Genomic DNA, 20770 nt, shown 5'->3' on the forward strand with positions numbered 1-20770 from the left:
TGCCGAAGTTACTCGGCCTGCTTTAACAAATTGGAAGAAGTAAAGGATGCAAGCGTTTCTGCTTGTTTTTCAATGGGATTAGGGTATGAAACAACTTGTGTTTCTTATTTCTAGATGATTGCCAAATCATATTGCTTTGAACTACACCTTATCAGATTATTGATAGTTACCTATCAGGTCATCTAAGTTTTAAGGTTATAGGATCAAGCCTCACGAGCAATTAGTATCAGTTAGCTTAATGCATTACTGCACTTCCACACCTGACCTATCAACGTCCTGGTCTTGAACGACTCTTTAGCTGGCTTAAAGCCAGAGGCAAGTCTCATCTCGAGGCGAGTTTCACGCTTAGATGCTTTCAGCGTTTATCTCTTCCGCACTTAGCTACCCAGCTATACCATTGGCATGATAACTGGTCCACCAGAGGTGCGTCCACTCCGGTCCTCTCGTACTAGGAGCAGGTCCCCTCAAACTTGCAGCGCCCACGGCAGATAGGGACCAAACTGTCTCACGACGTTTTAAACCCAGCTCACGTACCACTTTAAATGGCGAACAGCCATACCCTTGGGACCGGCTACAGCCCCAGGATGTGATGAGCCGACATCGAGGTGCCAAACTCCCCCGTCGATATGAACTCTTGGGAGGAATCAGCCTGTTATCCCCAGAGTACCTTTTATCCGTTGAGCGATGGCCCTTCCATACAGAACCACCGGATCACTATGACCTGCTTTCGCACCTGCTCGACCTGTCCGTCTCGCAGTCAAGCAACCTTATGCCATTGCACTATCAGTACGATTTCCGACCGTACCTAGGTTACCTTCGCACTCCTCCGTTACTCTTTGGGAGGAGACCGCCCCAGTCAAACTGCCTACCATACACGGTCCCCAGTCCGGATTACGGACCTAGGTTAGAACCTCAACAACATCAGGGTGGTATTTCAAGGATGACTCCACGATATCTAGCGACACCGCTTCATAGTCTCCCACCTATCCTACACAAATCTTGTCAAAGTCCAATGTAAAGCTGCAGTAAAGGTTCATGGGGTCTTTCCGTCTAGCCGCGGGGAGATTGCATCTTCACAAACATTTCAACTTCGCTGAGTCCCGAGAGGAGACAGTGTGGCCATCGTTACGCCATTCGTGCGGGTCGGAACTTACCCGACAAGGAATTTCGCTACCTTAGGACCGTTATAGTTACGGCCGCCGTTTACTGGGACTTCAATCAAGAGCTTGCACCCCATCATTTAATCTTCCAGCACCGGGCAGGCGTCACACCCTATACGTCCACTTTCGTGTTTGCAGAGTGCTGTGTTTTTATTAAACAGTCGCAGCCACCTTTTCACTGCAACCCCATCACGCTTCTAGAGCAAGTCTATACACGTTACCGGGGCGCACCTTCTCCCGAAGTTACGGTGCTAATTTGCCGAGTTCCTTCTCCCGGGTTCTCTCAAGCGCCTTAGAATTCTCATCCTGCCCACCTGTGTCGGTTTGCGGTACGGTCTTATACAACTGAAGCTTAGTGGCTTTTCTTGGAAGCATGGTATCAATCACTTCATCTGCAAGCAGACTCGTTATCACGTCTCAGTCTTAGCTCTCCGGATTTGCCTAAAGAACCAACCTACACGCTTGAACCGGGACATCCAACACCCGGCTGACCTAACCTTCTCCGTCCCCACATCGCATTGTATAGAGGTACAGGAATATTAACCTGTTTCCCATCAGCTACGCATCTCTGCCTCACCTTAGGGGCCGACTCACCCTGCGCCGATGAACGTTGCGCAGGAAACCTTGGGCTTTCGGCGAGGGAGCTTTTCACTCCCTTTATCGCTACTCATGTCAGCATTCGCACTTCTGATACCTCCAGCATGCCTCACAGCACACCTTCGCAGGCCTACAGAACGCTCTCCTACCATGCCATATAAATATGGCATCCGAAGCTTCGGTTACGTGCTTAGCCCCGTTACATCTTCCGCGCAGGACGACTCGACCAGTGAGCTATTACGCTTTCTTTAAATGATGGCTGCTTCTAAGCCAACATCCTGGCTGTCTATGCCTTCCCACTTCGTTTTCCACTTAGCACGTCATTTGGGACCTTAGCTGTCGGTCTGGGTTGTTTCCCTCTTGACCACGGACGTTAGCACCCATGGTCTGTCTCCCGTAATTGCATTTCTCAGTATTCGGAGTTTGCAATGGTTTGGTAAGTTCTTATGAACCCCCTAGCCATAACAGTGCTCTACCCCCGAGAATGATATACGAGGCACTACCTAAATAGTTTTCGGAGAGAACCAGCTATCTCCAAGTTTGTTTAGCCTTTCACCCCTATCCACAGCTCATCCCCAAATTTTTCAACATTTGTGGGTTCGGACCTCCAGTACCTGTTACGGCACCTTCATCCTGGCCATGGATAGATCACTTGGTTTCGGGTCTACACCCAGCGACTAATTCGCCCTATTCGGACTCGATTTCTCTACGCCTCCCCTATCGGTTAAGCTTGCCACTGAATGTAAGTCGCTGACCCATTATACAAAAGGTACGCAGTCACCCCCGAAGAGGCTCCCACTGTTTGTATGCATACGGTTTCAGGATCTATTTCACTCCCCTCCCGGGGTTCTTTTCGCCTTTCCCTCACGGTACTTGTTCACTATCGGTCGATTACGAGTATTTAGCCTTGGAGGATGGTCCCCCCATGTTCAGACAAGGTTTCTCGTGCCCCGCCCTACTTTTCGTTACCCTAGTTCCACAGACGGGATTTCGTATACGGGACTATCACCCACTACGGTCGGACTTTCCATTCCGTTCTACTATCGCATCTGCTAAAAATAACAGGCTATTCCATGTTCGCTCGCCACTACTTACGGAATCTCGGTTGATTTCTTTTCCTCGAGTTACTTAGATGTTTCAGTTCACTCGGTTCGCCACTACCTCCCTATATATTCAGGAGGAGTTACCCTTGCGGGTGGGTTTCCCCATTCGGACATCTCCGGATCAAAGCTTATTTGCCAGCTCCCCGAAGCTTTTCGCAGGCTATCACGTCCTTCATCGCCTGTAATCGCCAAGGCATCCACCATATGCACTTATTCACTTGACCCTATAACGTTAAAACCTAAACCCTTTTTAAATCTAGATTTCGTCGCGCATGAGACGCGCGTTACAGGTAATTCTAAAGCACTATCAAACCTCGTTAGATTTGCTTCATTTATGATTACTCATCAATGTCGCGTCTCAACTTGCGTTTAATATATTTATGATTTTGCAATCAATCGATATTATTTCCGGTTAAAAAATAATATCGCCCATTGAATATAAGTTGTCATCACACAACCTATATTCCTTTACTTCTTCCATTTTGTTAAAGAACAGTCTAGTAAAAAAACTAGAAGCAAACACTACACAAGTAACGCTTGCTTCTAATCTCTAAACTACAACAAAGATCTACTCACCCAAACCATCAATAAGGTGGTGGAGGATAACGGGATCGAACCGTTGACCCCCTGCTTGCAAAGCAGGTGCTCTCCCAGCTGAGCTAATCCCCCAATATAGAGTGGTGGGTCTGGTTGGGCTCGAACCAACGACCCCCGCCTTATCAAGACGGTGCTCTAACCAGCTGAGCTACAGACCCTAAGGCGGTTTGCCTAAATCTTTGTTGCTGCTTATATTTCAGATGACTGATAAGAGTGAATGCTTGAAGCCGAGTGATCTTCTCTAGAAAGGAGGTGATCCAGCCGCACCTTCCGATACGGCTACCTTGTTACGACTTCACCCCAGTCATGAATACTACCGTGGTAATCGTCCCCCTTGCGGTTAGACTAACTACTTCTGGTAAAACCCACTCCCATGGTGTGACGGGCGGTGTGTACAAGGCCCGGGAACGTATTCACCGCGACATGCTGATCCGCGATTACTAGCGATTCCGACTTCATGCTCTCGAGTTGCAGAGAACAATCCGGACTACGATCGGCTTTCTGAGATTAGCTCCCCCTCGCGGGTTGGCAACTCTCTGTACCGACCATTGTATTACGTGTGAAGCCCTGGCCATAAGGGCCATGAGGACTTGACGTCATCCCCACCTTCCTCCGGTTTGTCACCGGCAGTCCCATTAAAGTGCCCAACTAAATGATGGCAATTAATGGCAAGGGTTGCGCTCGTTGCGGGACTTAACCCAACATCTCACGACACGAGCTGACGACAGCCATGCAGCACCTGTGTCCACTTTCTCTTTCGAGCACCTAATGCATCTCTGCTTCGTTAGTGGCATGTCAAGGCCAGGTAAGGTTTTTCGCGTTGCATCGAATTAATCCACATAATCCACCGCTTGTGCGGGCCCCCGTCAATTCCTTTGAGTTTTAATCTTGCGACCGTACTCCCCAGGCGGTCTACTTCACGCGTTAGCTGCGTTACTCATGGATTTTACTCCACCAACAACTAGTAGACATCGTTTAGGGCGTGGACTACCAGGGTATCTAATCCTGTTTGCTCCCCACGCTTTCGTGCATGAGCGTCAATATTATCCCAGGGGGCTGCCTTCGCCATTGGTATTCCTCCACATCTCTACGCATTTCACTGCTACACGTGGAATTCTACCCCCCTCTGACATATTCTAGTCTTGTAGTTTCAAACGCAGTTCCCAAGTTGAGCTCGGGGATTTCACATCTGACTTACAAAACCGCCTGCGCACGCTTTACGCCCAGTAATTCCGATTAACGCTCGCACCCTACGTATTACCGCGGCTGCTGGCACGTAGTTAGCCGGTGCTTCTTATCAAGGTACCGTCAGCCTCACACTTTATTAGAGTGTAAGTTTTCTTCCCTTGCGAAAGAGCTTTACAACCCGAAGGCCTTCTTCACTCACGCGGAATGGCTGGATCAGGCTTTCGCCCATTGTCCAAAATTCCCCACTGCTGCCTCCCGTAGGAGTCTGGACCGTGTCTCAGTTCCAGTGTGGCTGGTCGTCCTCTCAGACCAGCTACTGATCGTCGCCTTGGTAGGCCATTACCCCACCAACTAGCTAATCAGATATCGGCCGCTCTTATAACGTAAGGTCCGAAGATCCCCTACTTTCCCCCTCAGGGCGTATGCGGTATTAGCTAGTCTTTCGACTAGTTATCCCCCATTACAAGGTACGTTCCGATATATTACTCACCCGTTCGCCACTAATCCCCCTAGCAAGCTAAGGTTCATCGTTCGACTTGCATGTGTAAAGCATTCCGCCAGCGTTCAATCTGAGCCAGGATCAAACTCTTCAGTTTAATTCCTAACTATTACTTTTTTACCTCTTTTCAGAGGCGGTATTCGTTTCGCTTTACTTACATAAATGTAAGTACTCAAATTCATTTCAAGGTATGTGCGTTTTTACACTGTACATACTTGTCATAAATCTAAGTGTAAGCATTTGTATTTTCTGAGTTTCTACGCATTAAATGCGCTTCACTCAACTACAAACACCCACACTTATCAGTCATCCTAATTTTTAAAGAACAGTGCCTCGAAGGCTTTTCGCTGAACGTTTCGTTTCAAGCGAAGGGCGCATTATACAGAGGTTTTTTTCTTCGTCAACAACTTTTATTTCGTTATTAACAGACCTCTTTAAGATGCCGCCTTTTTACTTCATCGCTTCAATCTAACTTGTCGTTTTCTTGAAGAGAGCCGCGCATTCTACAGCGCTGAGCTTTGCGGTCAAGCCCCAATCGCCACCCTTACACTTTTGTTACAAATTGATGACTATTTCTTGAAAGCCGCTTTAATACGTAACCAGGTTTGCGTCAGCGCATTACCATCCAGACGATAATGTTTATGCAACGGCTGCTTTACCTCCCAGCTGACTTTGAGGCCCGCAGGGAATACAACAAAGTCGCCCTTGCCAAAATGCACAGGCGCGCCACCAATGGGGGTCACCACACATTCGCCTTCTAATATATATGCCTGCTCTTGCTCATGAAATGTCCAGTCAAAAACCGACACTTCTTTTTGCCAGGTAGGCCACTTGCTCACACCAAGGCTACTTAGTTGTGTTTCGGCAGGATTGTGTTGAACTTGAATTTGCATGTTGGCGCTCCTTATACTGAAGCGCGCATTTTATAGGAAGCCATGCTTTAGCAGTCAGGCTTTTCGATAGTAAAATAGGTTTTTTACAAAACTAGAGTGCATGATGCTTATTAGCGCGGCAAAGGCGATTGAACTGTTACAGCGCGGTGAGGTGGTCGCTATCCCGACAGAAACCGTCTATGGATTGGCGGCGGATGCTCGCAATGAGTTGGCGATTGCCAAGATTTATGCAACTAAACAGCGCCCGGCCAATAACCCGCTGATTGTGCATATTGCGAGCATGGCGCAAGTCGCCGATTGGGCGAGCGAGTTTCCGCCATTGGCGCAAACACTGGCGCAGGCATTCTGGCCAGGGCCGCTAACATTAGTCTTACCCGCGCGCGCTGAGGTATCAGCGACCGTACGTGCTGGCGAACCAACGGTGGCCTTGCGCGTGCCCGCCCACCCTGTCGCACTTGCCCTATTAAATGAGAGTGGCCTGGGGCTTGCCGCCCCTTCGGCCAATAAGTATACGCAGCTGAGTCCGACTACGGCCGAGCATGTGACGTCTGGCCTGGGTCAGGATGTTCCCGTATTAGAGGGTGGCGCTTGCCAGGTTGGCATAGAGTCAACGATTGTCAGCGTGCATGGTGACGACTGGCAATTGCTACGCCCGGGCATGATAGATGCTGAGATGATTGCCGCCGTTGCGGGTAAATTGCCAACGCAGCCAACCGCTGACACACCCAAGGCACCAGGCCAGCATTTGTTGCATTACTCGCCACGCACGCCTTGCCTCTTATTTGAATCAAAATCAGCCATGCGGCACTATGCAGCCAGCAAACCAGCGGCAGCGGCCTTGCTGTTTGGTGATGAGCAGCCTGTGACGCTCACTGATGTTTACCTGCCGAATGATCCGGCACATGCCGCGGAGCGGCTCTATGCAGCCCTCCATACATTAGATGCCGCGCAAGCCGAGGTGATACTGATTGAGTCGCCGCCAGCCACGCCGGCATGGGACGCCTTGCGTGATCGCTTACAACGCGCTGCATACCAACTACACGACCAAAACGATTGAGTCTGTTAGGTATGACTGGCACAATACCAAGCATATTAATTGATATGCCTCTTATTAGAACAAGATTACACACAATGAAAAACACCTGCCAACGTTTGATGATTGCTACCACCACCACTTTATTATTTGGCTGTGCAAGCTTTGAGTTTCCCAGCATGTTTGATAAAGGCACCAAAGAGGTGCCGCGCTATGGCAAAGAAGCCATCCATTATCAATGCGAAAACTACCAGTCTTTTGGGCTTAAGTTATCTGCAAACGGTGAAGAAGCCTGGGTCATGTTGCCGGACCATGAGATTGGATTGGCACGAGATGCGAATGACAAGCAGCTTTATCATTATGGCACCATGGACTTGCGCCTGAATGGCGACCAAACCACATTAGACGACAGCGATCACTTGCACCTCAAAGGGTGCAAACCGCCTGAAAAGAAATAAGCGGGCCGGACATAAAAAAAGCCCTGCAACGCAGGGCAAATACATCGGAGGGGAAACCGAGTCTATTAAAGGCTGACCAAGCCGCCCAACAACCCAAGCACACTGCCTAAGATTGGGCCGACCAGCGGAATCGCTGCCACTGTACCCACCAAGGTATTTACAGCGCCACCGGCAGTGCCAGTCGCGCCGCCCAGTAGACCACCGACCAACGGGATACCGCCGAGCAAACCACCCAGGTCTAATCCCGCACCACCAGACACAACCTCAACTTCGACGTTCTTCAAGCTTTGAATTGCCATTTACTTCTCCTCATTTGGGTGAATATTGTTAACACACTTGATTAAACCTACTTTACTCAACGCATCTTTCATTGATCAAACACATGCATTCGGCAAATACATCTGTTTGATAAACCAATTGCCATTCTCGTGACTCATTGCTGCTGCTCACTGCATGCGTCAAACTGCGAGCAGCAATGCCATATTAACTAAAATTAACAACAACGTAAATATGTTAATGAACAATTATTTACAATTAAGAATCCGCAATCGCCCACAACCCCACATTACCCATGCTGGCAGCGAGCTTAAGCCTGGCTGCGCGCAACGCCGCCAGTGATTTAATCTGCTGCTGGCGGGCACTGGAGAGTGCATTTTGCACATTTAACAGCTCTATAATATTGCCAACCCCAGCGTGATAGCGCCCTTGTGCCACATTAAAAGCCTCTTGTGAATTACGCACTAACTCCTCTGTTGCACGCAGATTCTCTCGCTCTGACAGCAGGCTGTGATAACTCCTCCAAACCTCTAGCGACACTTGCTGCATGATGCGATTGAGCTCCGCGGTACGCGTCTGGCGCTCGGCCTCAGCAGATTGCACCTGATAACTGCGTGAAAACCCTTCAAACAGCGGCATATTCAATTGCAAGCCGACAGTTGCCGTGGTCGAGTACACATTGCTGGCCGGAAAGTTAGCTAATTGCTGGTAACCCATTTGGTCATTACGACTGAGCTCAGTATTGAGGTTAAGCGTAGGCAAGCCTTCTGCCTTGACCGCTTTAATGTTCTCTTCAGCCGCGGTGACTTTAGCTTTGGCAGCCAGAATGGCGGGATGCGCTTCAAGCGCTTGCTGAATCAGCTCATCCACACGATGCACAAAATCAACTTGCGCCAGCGATTGGTTGCGCTGCAACAAAGTAAAAGGCGTGTTTGCGATTAAGCCCATGGCTGAGCAGAGGGTGCCATGCGCGTTTTTAAGTTCGCCTTCGGCTTTAATTCTGTCTAGCCTGGCCTGGGCGTAAGCCGTTTGCGCTTGCAACTGGTCGGTGAGCAGGCCAACACCGGCCTTAAATTTGGCCGTGGCGGCCGCCAGACTTTCTTTGGCCAGCGACTCTGCATATTCAAAAGCAGTCAAAGTGGCCTGCGTGGTCAGGTTGTCAAAATAGGCTTGCGCTGCCGCTATAAATACCTCTTGCAGCACGGCATCGTGGGTCGCATTGGCTGCATTTAATAGCGCCTGCGCCTGGCCCAGCTTAGCCGAGCGCTGCCCGAGGTCAGCCAGTAGCCAGCTCATGCGCAAGCTGGCCGTGTGATTGGTGATGTTATTGTCTTGATCTAGCGATGAAAATAGCGAGTTTTCAACGTGATTTCTCACTTTGGCCGCACCCGCACTGACATTCACGCGCGGCAGATAATTAGACTTTTGCACCGCCACCTGCGCGGCTTGCCCTTTGGCAATCGACCAAGCCTCCATTGTGCGCGGACTATTACACAACGCCTGCTCCACCACATCAAGCAGCGTCAATGGCCGCTGCGGCAAGCCTGCAGCACACGGTGCCAGCTCAGCGCTGGCGGGCGCCACTAGCATTTCTTTGGCGGGGCTGCCAGCCACTCGACCCTGAAACTCGGTAAAATCGGTGAGCTGCAAAGCACTGGCGCTGGCTGGCAGCGCGGCACTCAACGCCCAGCAGACTCGCCAGCAGTCGCGCAACGATACACTCATGTCTCCGCCACCGCCGTCATATGCACTTTGCCAGCGGCCATGACAATGATGCGCTTGGCCGAGGCAATGGTCTCCGGTCGGTGCGCAATTATCACACGCGTGATATTAAGCGCCTGAATGGCCTGATTCACCATGGTTTCGCGCGTCACATCCAGATGGCTGGTGGCTTCGTCCAAAAATAGGATGCGTGGCTTTTTATACAAGGCGCGTGCCAGCAATATACGTTGTTTTTGCCCGCCCGAAAGCGCTGCACCCATATCGCCAATCAGCGTATTAAAACCCATGGGCATAGTGACAATTTCTTCGTACACCGCGGCTTTGCGCGCGCACTCCTCTACCCACAACAGGTCGACTTGCTGGTCAAAGAAAGAGATATTGTCGGCAATTGAACCTGCAAACAGGGCATCGTCCTGCATCACAGTGCCCACCATATTGCGTAGGTGCGACAGCCCAAGTTTGGATAATGGCTGCCCGCCTACCAGCACCTGCCCCTCTTTAAACGGACGCAGCCCCAGCATGATGTTCATCAAGGTAGATTTGCCACAACCGGAAGGGCCGACAATCGCCACCGATTCGCCTTCTGCAATTTCCAGGTCTACGCCATCCAACACCCACGGTTCGCCATCGGCATAGCGGTAGCGCAGGCCCTGAATAGTAATAGTGGCCGGTAACTTTTCAATCTCTTGCCTGCTCATCGTCTCAATGGCTTCAGGCTCTTGTTCGGCCAGCGCAATATCTGCCAATCGCTCGCCCTGCAAATGCAGCATGCGCATTTCGACCAGCCTATCAATCAAGCCACTCACCCGCGTCACAAACTGGTCTTTATAAGCAATAAAAGCCAGCAATACACCAATGCTGAATGCGCCATCCATCACCAGCCTGGCCCCCAGCCAGATGATGAGGATACGCTCGACGCCAAACAGCACGCCATTTAACAAGCGGTACATCACCTGCAACTTTTGCGTGCGTAAGTCAGCATTCACTTGCTCGACAAACAAGCCTAGCCAGCTATTTCTGCGCTCGTCTAACCGTTGAAACAGTTTAAGCGCGCGCACGCCACGCACCGTTTCGATAAAGTGTGTTTGCTGCTTGGCCGCATGCACGATTTGCTCTTCGGTGGCATTGCGCAAAGGCCGAAACCAGAGCCAGCGCCCCAGCGCATATAGCAACATGGCACCAATGGCGATGCAGGCCATGGTGGGGCTGTACAAAAGCATCATGGCCAGCGTCGCGACCGTAAGCACGCCATCCAGAATCGCCTCGACAAAGGTGCTGGTCAACGTATGTTGAATCTGGTCGATGGCGCCAAATCTGGACACCACATCGCCCAAGTGCCGCTTTTCAAAAAAATCGACCGGCAAGCGGATCAAATGCGCAAATAAATTGGCACGCCACTGTACATTGAGCGTCGTTGACATATGCATAATGACCCAGGCGCGCACGGTGCTAATGGCCTGCTGCATCAGCACCAGCAAGCCAAAACCGAGCGCCAGGGTGGTCAGCAAATCGCGATCTGCCGACACCAGCGCATGGTCTACCACCCATTGCATATAAAACGGCGACACCAGCGCAAATACTTCCAGCGCCAGTGCCAGCAGCAACACTTGCCCCAACGAACGATAAAGCCCGGTGACATGCCCCATCATGTCACGCAGTTTGACGCTTTGTTTAAAGGTCACCCGTTTAAAGCCGGGGTTAGGCCACAACTCCAGCGCCACCCCGGTAAACGCCGCCGAGACTTCATCAAACGTCAGCTTGCGCATGCCCATGGCCGGATCATGAATGATCACGTGGCGAGCGCCCACCTCTTTCAACACCACAAAATGGTTGAAGTTCCAGTGCAAAATACACGGACGGCGTAACTCTTTAAGGTCTTCGAGCTCAAGCTTGACCGGGCGCGTCGTAAATCCGACCGCTTGCGCCATCCCCATCAGGTGACTCAGCGTCGTGCCTTTAATAGAAATAAGAAATAGTCGGCGCATGGTGGCCAAATCGGTGCGAAAACCATGGTAATTCGACACCATGACCAAACAAGCCAAGCCACACTCGCTGGCTTCGGTTTGTAGCGCAATGGGCAGGGTGCGCCCCAGGCCGAATGACAATTGGCTAATAAAAGACATGACTCACTTTCACGCACATGATTACAACTTGCCAGTCAAACTGATTAATGGCTCCAGCACCCACTCATACAAGCGGCGCCGTTCTAGCATAATGTCAGCATCCAGCAGCATGCCCGCCTGTAAAGGCTGCTGAACGCCATACGCCGCGATGGTCTGTTGGTCGAGAACGACGGAGATACGGTAATAAGGCTCGCTGTTTTGATTATTGCCAGAGAGGTTGCCCATGGTGAACATTTCGCTGGCCGGCAGCGCAGTTCTTGAGACTGAAACCACGCGACCGGTGGCCTGACCAAACTTTTGGTAGGGATACGCCTGATAGCGCAAACGCACAGGCACGCCCGGGCGCACAAAACCAACCGCGCGACTGGGCGCAAACAAATGCGCCTCCAGCTTGGCGCCACGCGGCACAATACTCACCAGTGGCCGGCTGCCTTCAACCGCTGTGCCGACATTGGCAACCACCGCCGTCGCCGTGCCGGATGCGGGCGCACGCACCACCAGCCGCCGTTTGGCTTCGCTTTCTGTCAGTTGTTGACTCACACTCGAGACACTGCGCTCCAGCTGCGCAATCTGGTTTTGATGTTTAGCACGTACACTGGACAACTCATCCTGCCTGGCCAGCAAATCACGCTGCATGCGCACTTGCTCGCGCGCCATCGACTCCAGTCGAGAAGATTGCTCTAACCAGTCCTCCTGCTTTTGCTGCGTCTGCTCGCGAGAAATATAGTTTTTTTCCAGCAAGCCCTGGTAGCGCTGATAAGTCTCTGCACTTAATTGCAGGCGGGTTTGCTGCGCCTTGTGCTGTGCCTCTAGCCGCACCAACTCCTCGCTAATGCCCATCAGCCGTGACTGCAATGCCTGTTGCTCATCATGCTGTTGCAGCCGGGTTTTAACAATCTCGTCCCGCAACGATTGCCGTTGTTGCGTGTGCTGCGCACTGATAGAGGCCTGCACAGAACCTTGTGCATCCGAATAACGCTCACTGGAGAGCACAAACAGCATGTCGCCCTGCCTGACTTGCTGCCCTTCCTGCACCTTTTTTTCAACCACCAGGCCTAATTGCGGCGCATAAACCTTGATCAAGCCAGTTTCTGGCACCAGTTGCCCAATGACAGTGCTGCGTTTGGTGTAAGCACCACACGCCATAAACACCACCACAATCAACGCAAATAGGATGGCCAGACCAGTTAAAAACAGGTAGCTGACAGGGCGCACCAGCAGGATAGTGCCCAGCCAGTGGTTTTTTTGTGCGTTAAGCGCGGCGTGACGGAATAAAGGCTGATTTGCCATGATGATAGACGCCAGCGATGGCGATAACACTCGGTAAATTTAGATAATATTTATTAACAAACCGGCAGATTATAGTGGCACGGCAAATTTAATGTCAATTTATGTTAATAAAATATCTGTTCAACGCCTTACCTGCCGCATGCTGATTGCAAGGCAGGCGACCAGCACCCTGCGGATAAACCAGCATAAGCAATCGCCACAAATCAAACTAAACCATTGATTTATATCATCTAATTTTATGGCACACATTCTGCAATAAGACAGTCTGGAACGTGACCTCTCACGCCTGCGCGTCACGAGGACTACTGATATCCATTTATCAATCAATGACTAATCACAGAGTGAACACATGAAAAACAAACCAACCTCTCATCAGCTGCGCCGGATTTCGCTATTAACCAGTCTGGCACTGCTCAGCAGCCAGGCCTATGCCGAAGCCACCATACAGCGCACCGAAAACCAGTTTATTAATATTGGGGTCGCCTCACGCATCAGTTTCAGTAGCATCAGCGACGCCGCGCCCAATGGCAAAGACCGCTCTAACGACTTTGAAGTCGAAGAAGCCCGTTTGTACACCAACGGCAAACTACACGAAAACGTCTCATTTGAATTTAACTTTGCACGTAATACCGCAGACGACAAAGTAGAGTTGCTCGATGGTCACCTCGGCCTAGAGCTCAACAATTACGCCAATATTTGGATAGGCCGCTTCTTACCCGCCGCCAGCCGCGCCTCTGCTGCCGCGCCGCTGTATTCAACCACCTTTGACTTCCCGATTGCCGAGCAAGGCTCTTACCAGTTTGCTGGCCGTGACAATGGCGCCGTCTTTTTTGGTGCCGATAGCAGCAGCGCGTTTAAATACTACTTATCAGCCACCAATGGTCGCCAGGGCGGCTCCAACCAGGCCGACAATTTGTCTTACGCCACGCGCCTACAATACAACTTTTGGGATACCGAGCCAGGCTTTTACAACCTATCCAGCTACGATGGCAAAAAATCTATCTTGTCGGTCGGCGGCTCTTATCGCTACCAAAAAGATGGCACAGGGACTATTTTGAATAAAGGCGACTCCAAATACTGGAACCTGGATGCACGCCTGGAAAAACCACTCAGCAACGGTGCAGTGCTGGGCGCGGAAGCGTCTTATTACAACTACGACAATGACAACACCGGCGACACCGTGTTGCCAGAAGCCAAAGGCTTTTTTGTCAACGGCAGCTATACGTTTGCCGAAAAAGTCGGCATAGGCAAATTCCAGCCTAAAGTGATTTATCAGGAACTTAACAACGACACCACTGGCCTAGACCGTAAACGCATTGATGTTGGCGTTGGCTATTTAATCGATGGCGACAGCAACAAACGTATTGATGTGTTCTACTTTAGAGAAAATCGCAACAACTTGCCCGACATTGACGGCATTAAAGCGATTTTCCATGTGGCACACTTTTTCTAAATATTGTTTAGGCAATAAAAAACGGCCCACAAGGCCGTTTTTTATTGGGCACTCCCTATGATCAATTAACGACCGCCCAGATAAGAATCACTCAAAGCCTGACTGCTAGCAATGCTATGGGCGTCGCCATGGTGGGTGATATGACCGCTTTCTAGCACGTAGGCATAGTTGGCATAGCGCAAAGCCACGCTGGCATTCTGCTCAGCGAGTAAAAAACTCAAGCCTTGTGTTTGCTGTAGCTGATGCACAATGTCAAAAATTTCTTCCACAATCTGCGGCGCCAGGCCCATAGACGGCTCATCGAGCAAAATCAGTTTAGGATCAGCCATCAGGGCACGGCCAATCGCAACCATTTGCTGCTCACCGCCAGAGGTATAGCCGGCGAAGCTTTTGCGCAGCAATTTTAGCCGTGGAAAATAGGCATAGACTTTCTCTAGACTGAGGGCCAAGGCTCTGCTCGAAGGGCGGCGGATAAATGCGCCCGTTAATAGATTTTCTTCTACTGTTAAATGGCCAAAGCAATGCCTGCCTTCCAGCACTTGCACCAAGCCTTGCGCGACCAATTGGCCTGGTGTTGCCCGGGTAATATCCTGCCCGGCGTAGACAATTCGCCCTTGCACGATTTCACCGCGTTGCGCCGGGGCCAGGCCAGAGATCGCTTTTAAAATGGTGCTTTTGCCCGCCCCATTGGCCCCCAGCAGCGCGACGATAGATTGCGGCCCAACCTGCAAAGAAATATGTTTGATGGCAAAAATGACCTTTTCATAGATCACTTCAATCTCGTTTAATTGCAATAAAGGCTCACTCGCCAGAGCCTGCTGTATTGAATCTATTTGTTGTGCTTGCGACATCACTGCCTCCTTAATTTGATCACGTCGTCATGTGCTTCATTGCCCACGTGATCAAACTACAGAGGCACACCGCTACGCGATGTGCCTCTCTCAAACACTGCCAGTTAACTTATTTGGCAGCGACTTCTTCTTTGCTGCAATCACGCGGTGTGATGCCTTTTTCTTTGGCATATTCGTGGGATGACTTTTCAATGATCGGGCGCAACAACTGGCGATCTGCCTGCACCCACTCAGAAATCACCTTCCACTTGCTGCCATCCCATTGCTGAAAACGGACTGCACCACCACCTTCGTGGTCAGCGCAACTGAGTTTCAGCGGTTGCACCAGGCCCAGCGCGCCCAGTTCTTTCAGGCGGGCATCATCCAGCTTGATATTCTCAAAGCCCCAACGCACTTCTTCACCAGTGAGCGGACGTTTGCCAAACTTGACTTGCGCCACGCGCACGGCCTCGACGTTCAAAATACCGTTGACCACGCCCAGGTTGTAATACACATTACCGAAGCGTTTAGGATCTTGCAGATTGCCTTTACCGGCTTTGACCACGTATTGGTTAATGCCTTGCAACACCGGAAAGCTGGTGCCGGAAGGATGGGTGGTAATCGAGATAAAGCCTTTGGCCGCATTGCCTGCTGGCGCCGCGTCGTCCTCGGAGTTACTCCAAATGTTGCCGATGATATGGTCAGCCGGAAAGCCGGTTTTTTGTGCCGTTTTTAACGCCACCGGGTTCATCACACCCCAACCACGCAAAATCACCCAGTCTGGTTTAATACGGCGGATGCTCAGCCACTGTGATTGCTGCTCGTTACCCGGATGCGGCACTTCAAGCAGCGTCAGTTCAAAGCCATATTTTTTCGCCAGCAGCTCTAAAATCGGGCTGGTTTCTTTGCCGTAAGGCGAGCCATGGTAAAGTGTGACGATCTTTTTGCCTTTGAGCTTATCCAGGCCACCAGATTGCTGACCGATATAGTTCACAATCGCCGACACTTCACTATAAGGGTTTAATTGCAGCGGGAAGGCATACGGGAATACGCTGCCATCGGTTGAGTCGGTACGGCCATGGTTAATGGTGATGAGTGGTAATTTATCCGCCGTGGAGCGCTCCAGCGTTGCATAAGCAATGCCCACAGACAGTGGGTTAGTCGCCGCCGCAGGTGCGCCATTCAGGCCTTTTTTCAGACGCTCGTAGCACTCCACGCCTTTTTCCACCACGTATTCGGTTTCGCACTCGCTCCAAGTGAATTTCACACCGTTGACGCCACCTTCTTTAGCATTCACGTATTGCAGGTAGTCAATAAAGCCACCAAAAAAGCCGGAGCCGCCTGCGGCATAAGGCCCGATACGATAGCTTTGTAGCGGGAAATATTGCTCATTGGCGGCCTGCACTTGTGTGCTCACACTGGTCACTGCCAAGCCTAATGCCAGCCATAGCCAGCGATGTTTACCTAAAAATTTCACTCTAAAACTCCTTAATAAAAATATAAAAATGGTTGTTAATATCTTTTAGTTATATAAAAGGCCGTATTAGGCGTTCAACACATGAAAAGTCTCCTTTGCTTGAAATGAACTACCTAGAAATAAACGATTAGAAGCGCAGCGGCCAGACCCGCAGTCGTTGTTTGAGAGTGAGCCAGACCTGTGCCAGGCCATTAGGCTCTTTGATCAGAAAAAAGATAATCAGCGCGCCAAACATCATCTTTTGAAAATTCTCCAGCTGACCGGGATCTATCGCCCCAGCAAGCAGGCCGGAGGACACGTTGGAAAGCAGGATAGGAAACAACACAATAAATGCTGCGCCCAGAAAGCTACCCAATATGCTGCCCATGCCGCCGATGATAATAATGAACAGGATCTGGAATGAGCGTGACAGATCAAAGCCATGTGGTTCAACCGTCCCCAGGTAAGTGAATGCCCACAACGCCCCGGCAATCCCTAAATAAAACGAACTGATGGCAAACGCTAACAGTTTGGTTTTGGGCACCGAAATACCGATGACGGCAGCGGCGGTATCCATATCACGTACCGCCATCCACTTTCTGCCCAGCTCGCCACTGACAATGGTTTTTGCCAGCAAGCCCAGCGCCAACACGACTGTTAAGGTGAGCAAATAGCGGCCGACCGGCGAGTTTAAATCGATCCCCAGCAGCTGCAAACGCGGCGCGGTAATCACGCCTGAAGAAGAGTGGTTGGAAAACCACGAGAAATTAGTAAACACCCACAACACAAAAAACTGTGCGGCCAGCGTAGACACAATCAGGTAAAAGCCTTTAATGCGCAAGCTGGGCAAACCAAATAACAAGCCGACACCACCTGCCGTTAAGCCACCCAGTATCAAGCTGGCAAGCAATGGCAAGCCTTCTACACGCAAATGAAAGTTATAGGTAGCAAACGCGCCCACCGCCATAAAAGCCGCCGAGCCCAGTGACAATTGCCCGGCATAGCCCGTGAGCAGATTTAGGCCCAGCCCGGCCAGTGACAACACCAGAAAAGGGATAAGGATGGCGCTAAACCAGTAATCATTGCCAATCGCTGGCACCAGCAGAAACGCACATGCCAGCAAAGCAGCAAACGCCCAGCGCTCTTGTTTGAGCCTGAAAAATCGTTTATCCAAGCGGTAATCGGTGATGAATTGTCCAGTTTCTTGATACAGCATAGTGTTGATACCTGCGCCTTATTTACACGCGTTCTATGGCTTTGTCGCCAAACAGCCCATATGGCCTGACCAACAAAAACAGCATGGCCAACACGTACGGGAACCAGTTTTCGATACCGCCACCAATCAGTGGCCCGATAAAGACTTCGGCCAGTTTTTCGCTGGCACCGACGATGAGGCCGCCAACAATCGCACCTTCAATCGAAGTAAAGCCACCGATGATGAGCACCGGCAAAGCTTTAAGCACGATGAGAGACAGCGAAAACTGCACGCCAACGCGTGCGCCCCACAACATGCCTGCCACCAGGCCGACAAACCCGGCCACCGCCCAAACGATTAACCACAGGCGTTGCAGGTGTATACCTACCGCCAGCGCCGCCAATTGGTCGTCTGCCACGGCACGCAAGGCGATACCAACGCGGGTTTTATTAAACAAAAAGCCCAGCAATACGACTAGGCCACCAGCGATGGCCGCGGCAAACAGATCAAACTGCGACAGCAAAATGCCAAACACTTCATAAGGTTCATCGTCGATACCGATATCCAGCGCATGCACTTGCGCCCCCCATACGGCTTGCGCCAAGCCTTCAACGATATAGCTCAAACCCAGCGTCGCCATAAACAGCGTAATGGGCGAACGATTAACTAAATGCCGTAACACCAGCAGTTCAATCAACCAGGCCAGCACCGCCATGGTAATTAAGGTGATGACAAACGCGCCCCAAAACGGCACGCCTCGCTCCAGCAGGCTGACAAAGGTCAGTGCGGCAAACAGCACCATAGAACCCTGGGCAAAGTTGAACACGCCCGAGGCTTTATAAATCAGCACAAAACCAATCGCCACCAGCGAATACATCACGCCTGCCAGCAGCCCCCCGGTCAACACTTCGAGAAAGAAATTCATGGTTAATCCTTAGGCTGGCTCACTGTGTTTGGTGCCCAGGTAGGCTGCAATCACTTCAGGATTGGCGCGCACCTGATCTGGCGTGCCGTCACCAATCTTCTTGCCATAATCGAGCACCACCACATGGTCAGAAAGTGACATCACCACGCCAATATCATGCTCAATCAGCACAATGGTGGTGCCAAATTCGCGCCGCGTTTCAATAATAAAGCGGCTCATATCCGCTTTTTCATCGGCATTCATGCCTGCCATCGGCTCATCCAGCAATAGCAGCGCGGGCTCTGCTGCCAGCGCACGCGCGAGCTCCACGCGCTTTTGCAAGCCATAAGGCAAGCTGCCGACAATACTGTTACGCCAAGGCTGTAGTTTAAGAAAAGCAATCACGCGCTCTGCCTTTTGGCGCTGGCGTAATGCATCTTGTGGCGCACGGCCAATATTGAACACCTGTTCCAGCCAACTGCTATTCACTTTAAGGTTGGTGCCGCTAAGTACGTTATCCAACACCGACATGCCCTTGAACAAGGCAATATTCTGAAAGGTGCGTGCCACACCGCGCTTGGCCGCCCACTGCGGTTGCATAGTGTTGCGCGATTCGCCTTGGTAAGTGATACGCCCCTCATCGGCCTGGTAAACGCCGTTAATCACATTGAGCAACGAGCTTTTACCGGCACCGTTAGGGCCAATCAGCGCGCAGATCTCACCTTTGTTGACAGCAAAGCTGATATTGGTAATGGCTTTCACGCCTTTAAATGACAGTGAAATATGGTCTAGCGCCAATAAGGGCTGTGCAACGGTCATGTGGCGGCTCTCAATGTTTTTAAACCGAAGTAACCATCCACTGCCTCTGGTTGCCGCGGGATCACCTGCAACTGGCTGGTTTGCCAGGCTGTCGCCTCCGGCCAACTGCGCACTTTAATGCCAATCGACAAAAAGAACTGCTCCGCCTCGGCCGACAACGGCTCGCCGACCAATAAAGGCACGCGCGTACGGCGCAGGCCGAGCACGTCTTGCAATGGCAGTATCACCAGCCAACTGGCCAGTGTTGCCAATAGCGGCACCTGCTTTTGCGCAACCCGCAACGCCCAGGACACCAACGCAAATTGCCAGCTATGCGGCAATGGCCAACGTGATTGCGTGAGCGCATACAAACGCTGATAAGTCGCCGCTGTACCCGCCACTAGCGTAGGCCCCAGTTCACGCCTGTCGGTATCTCTCGTTGCCAGGTTTTCAGGAAAATTGAGCGTAAAGCCTGCCAGCAACCAGGGTGATAGCAAATATCTGGCATGGCCGCTGGCCGCAAATGCGCGTGCTGCCAGCGCCTGCTCTTGATCAGTGAGCGCTTCTTGCGCCACCAGTTGCCGGCCATTGTTTAATAGCTCGGCATGGCTCAATTCGCGATACTCCAACTGATAAGCCTCACTCAGCCGGTAAAAGCGAAACGCAATGTCATTGGTCTCCGCAACCCTGTCCAACGCAGGCAAGCTCTCGTCAGCACCGCAGGCCATCACCTGGCTATAAGCGTGTATGGCCGGATGACGATAATCTGCCAATCCTCGCCCGTCCGCATAGATCACCACGCGCACATCTGGCTTCGCTGACAACACCTGATCGACCTCTGCCTGCGCTTCAGCAAACACGAAGGCTGGCCGCAGCGTATGCAACAAATCCAGCAATTGTGGTTGCGCATAGGCGGCATCCAGCGGTGCAGACACACCGCCCAGCCAATGCGCCGCCAGTGATAACAATAAAGCTTCTGGCCGGGGCTCACTCAGTAAAAAGAGCGTGTCACCCTTGGCAAAACCTTTTTGCTGCAATAGTCGGGCGGCACGCAATACCGAGTCATGCACGGTTTGCCAGCTACGTTGTTGCCAAATGCCCAGTTGCTTGTGACGAATCGCCACTCTGGCAGGGCGTTGTTGCGCCTGCCAGGCTAGCCAGTTTGGTAATGTCTCAGCGGCCATATAAGGGGGTC

14 protein-coding genes, 2 tRNA genes and 2 rRNA genes are annotated in these 20770 nt (G+C 51.3%); 3 read left to right on the forward strand and 15 right to left on the reverse strand.

The genetic code is table 11. From position 1 onward, the window contains the following. Positions 1 to 199: 199 nt before the first annotated feature. The 5 genes from METH5_RS0105230 to METH5_RS0105250 all read right to left on the reverse strand — a co-directional run bounded on the left by METH5_RS0105230 (position 200) and on the right by METH5_RS0105250 (position 6037). Positions 200 to 3084 (reverse strand): 23S ribosomal RNA (locus METH5_RS0105230). A 369-nt stretch (positions 3085 to 3453) separates the two neighbouring features. Then, positions 3454 to 3529, reverse strand: a tRNA-Ala gene (locus METH5_RS0105235). A gap of 9 nt (positions 3530 to 3538) precedes the next feature. Next, positions 3539 to 3615 (reverse strand) — tRNA-Ile (locus METH5_RS0105240). Between the two features lie 87 nt (positions 3616 to 3702). Then, positions 3703 to 5241: ribosomal RNA gene (locus tag METH5_RS0105245) — 16S ribosomal RNA — on the reverse strand. The 16S and 23S rRNA genes sit together here with 2 tRNA genes alongside, the layout of an rRNA operon. 472 nt (positions 5242 to 5713) lie before the next feature. After that, complete coding sequence (locus METH5_RS0105250) at positions 5714 to 6037, reverse strand: cupin domain-containing protein (protein WP_029147516.1); 324 nt, start codon at positions 6035 to 6037, stop codon at positions 5714 to 5716. A 100-nt stretch (positions 6038 to 6137) separates the two neighbouring features. Between METH5_RS0105250 and METH5_RS0105255 the strand changes: the two genes are divergently transcribed. After that, positions 6138 to 7094, forward strand: coding sequence for an L-threonylcarbamoyladenylate synthase (locus tag METH5_RS0105255; protein WP_036307612.1), 957 nt, complete (start codon positions 6138 to 6140; stop codon positions 7092 to 7094). Positions 7095 to 7168: 74 nt separating this feature from the next. Next, a complete protein-coding gene (locus tag METH5_RS0105260; RefSeq protein ID WP_029147518.1) occupies positions 7169 to 7528 on the forward strand; it encodes a hypothetical protein in 360 nt (119 codons plus the stop codon). A 65-nt stretch (positions 7529 to 7593) separates the two neighbouring features. On the opposite strand, the gene METH5_RS0105265 is transcribed toward METH5_RS0105260, so the two are convergent. From METH5_RS0105265 to METH5_RS0105280, 4 genes are all read right to left on the reverse strand, one after another. After that, positions 7594 to 7827 carry a hypothetical protein gene (locus METH5_RS0105265; protein ID WP_029147519.1) on the reverse strand — a complete coding sequence of 78 codons (234 nt, stop codon included), beginning with the start codon at positions 7825 to 7827 and terminating at the stop codon, positions 7594 to 7596. Positions 7828 to 8062: 235 nt separating this feature from the next. Beyond that, positions 8063 to 9529: a TolC family protein gene (locus METH5_RS0105270; protein WP_036307616.1), complete on the reverse strand. Its 1467-nt coding sequence runs from the start codon at positions 9527 to 9529 to the stop codon at positions 8063 to 8065. Continuing rightward, positions 9526 to 11649, reverse strand: a complete 2124-nt coding sequence (locus METH5_RS0105275) for a peptidase domain-containing ABC transporter (RefSeq protein ID WP_029147521.1) — start codon at positions 11647 to 11649, stop codon at positions 9526 to 9528. Before METH5_RS0105275 ends, METH5_RS0105270 begins: the two co-directional genes overlap by 4 nt. Before the next feature lie 21 nt (positions 11650 to 11670). Continuing rightward, entirely contained in the window at positions 11671 to 12939 is a 1269-nt protein-coding gene (locus tag METH5_RS0105280; protein WP_029147522.1) for an HlyD family secretion protein, read from the reverse strand. A 349-nt stretch (positions 12940 to 13288) separates the two neighbouring features. Between METH5_RS0105280 and METH5_RS0105285 the strand changes: the two genes are divergently transcribed. Beyond that, a complete protein-coding gene (locus METH5_RS0105285; protein ID WP_029147523.1) occupies positions 13289 to 14392 on the forward strand; it encodes a porin in 1104 nt (367 codons plus the stop codon). A gap of 65 nt (positions 14393 to 14457) precedes the next feature. Here METH5_RS0105285 and METH5_RS0105290 read toward each other — a convergent pair whose 3' ends face one another. The 6 genes from METH5_RS0105290 to METH5_RS0105315 all read right to left on the reverse strand — a co-directional run bounded on the left by METH5_RS0105290 (position 14458) and on the right by METH5_RS0105315 (position 20759). Then, positions 14458 to 15243, reverse strand: a complete 786-nt coding sequence (locus METH5_RS0105290; protein ID WP_036307620.1) for an ABC transporter ATP-binding protein — start codon at positions 15241 to 15243, stop codon at positions 14458 to 14460. Positions 15244 to 15352: 109 nt separating this feature from the next. Next, positions 15353 to 16699: an ABC transporter substrate-binding protein gene (locus tag METH5_RS0105295; protein ID WP_029147525.1), complete on the reverse strand. Its 1347-nt coding sequence runs from the start codon at positions 16697 to 16699 to the stop codon at positions 15353 to 15355. A 127-nt stretch (positions 16700 to 16826) separates the two neighbouring features. Next, positions 16827 to 17894, reverse strand: coding sequence for a branched-chain amino acid ABC transporter permease (locus METH5_RS0105300; RefSeq protein WP_029147526.1), 1068 nt, complete (start codon positions 17892 to 17894; stop codon positions 16827 to 16829). Between the two features lie 22 nt (positions 17895 to 17916). Continuing rightward, positions 17917 to 18798, reverse strand: coding sequence for a branched-chain amino acid ABC transporter permease (locus tag METH5_RS0105305; protein WP_029147527.1), 882 nt, complete (start codon positions 18796 to 18798; stop codon positions 17917 to 17919). Between the two features lie 9 nt (positions 18799 to 18807). Then, positions 18808 to 19596, reverse strand: a complete 789-nt coding sequence (locus METH5_RS0105310; protein ID WP_029147528.1) for an ABC transporter ATP-binding protein — start codon at positions 19594 to 19596, stop codon at positions 18808 to 18810. Beyond that, complete coding sequence (locus METH5_RS0105315) at positions 19593 to 20759, reverse strand: AMP-binding protein (protein ID WP_029147529.1); 1167 nt, start codon at positions 20757 to 20759, stop codon at positions 19593 to 19595. The genes METH5_RS0105310 and METH5_RS0105315 overlap by 4 nt, the downstream gene beginning before the upstream one ends. Positions 20760 to 20770: the final 11 nt, after the last annotated feature.

The sequence above is a fragment of the Methylophilus sp. 5 genome (assembly GCF_000515275.1).
Classification (GTDB): Bacteria; Pseudomonadota; Gammaproteobacteria; order Burkholderiales; family Methylophilaceae; genus Methylophilus.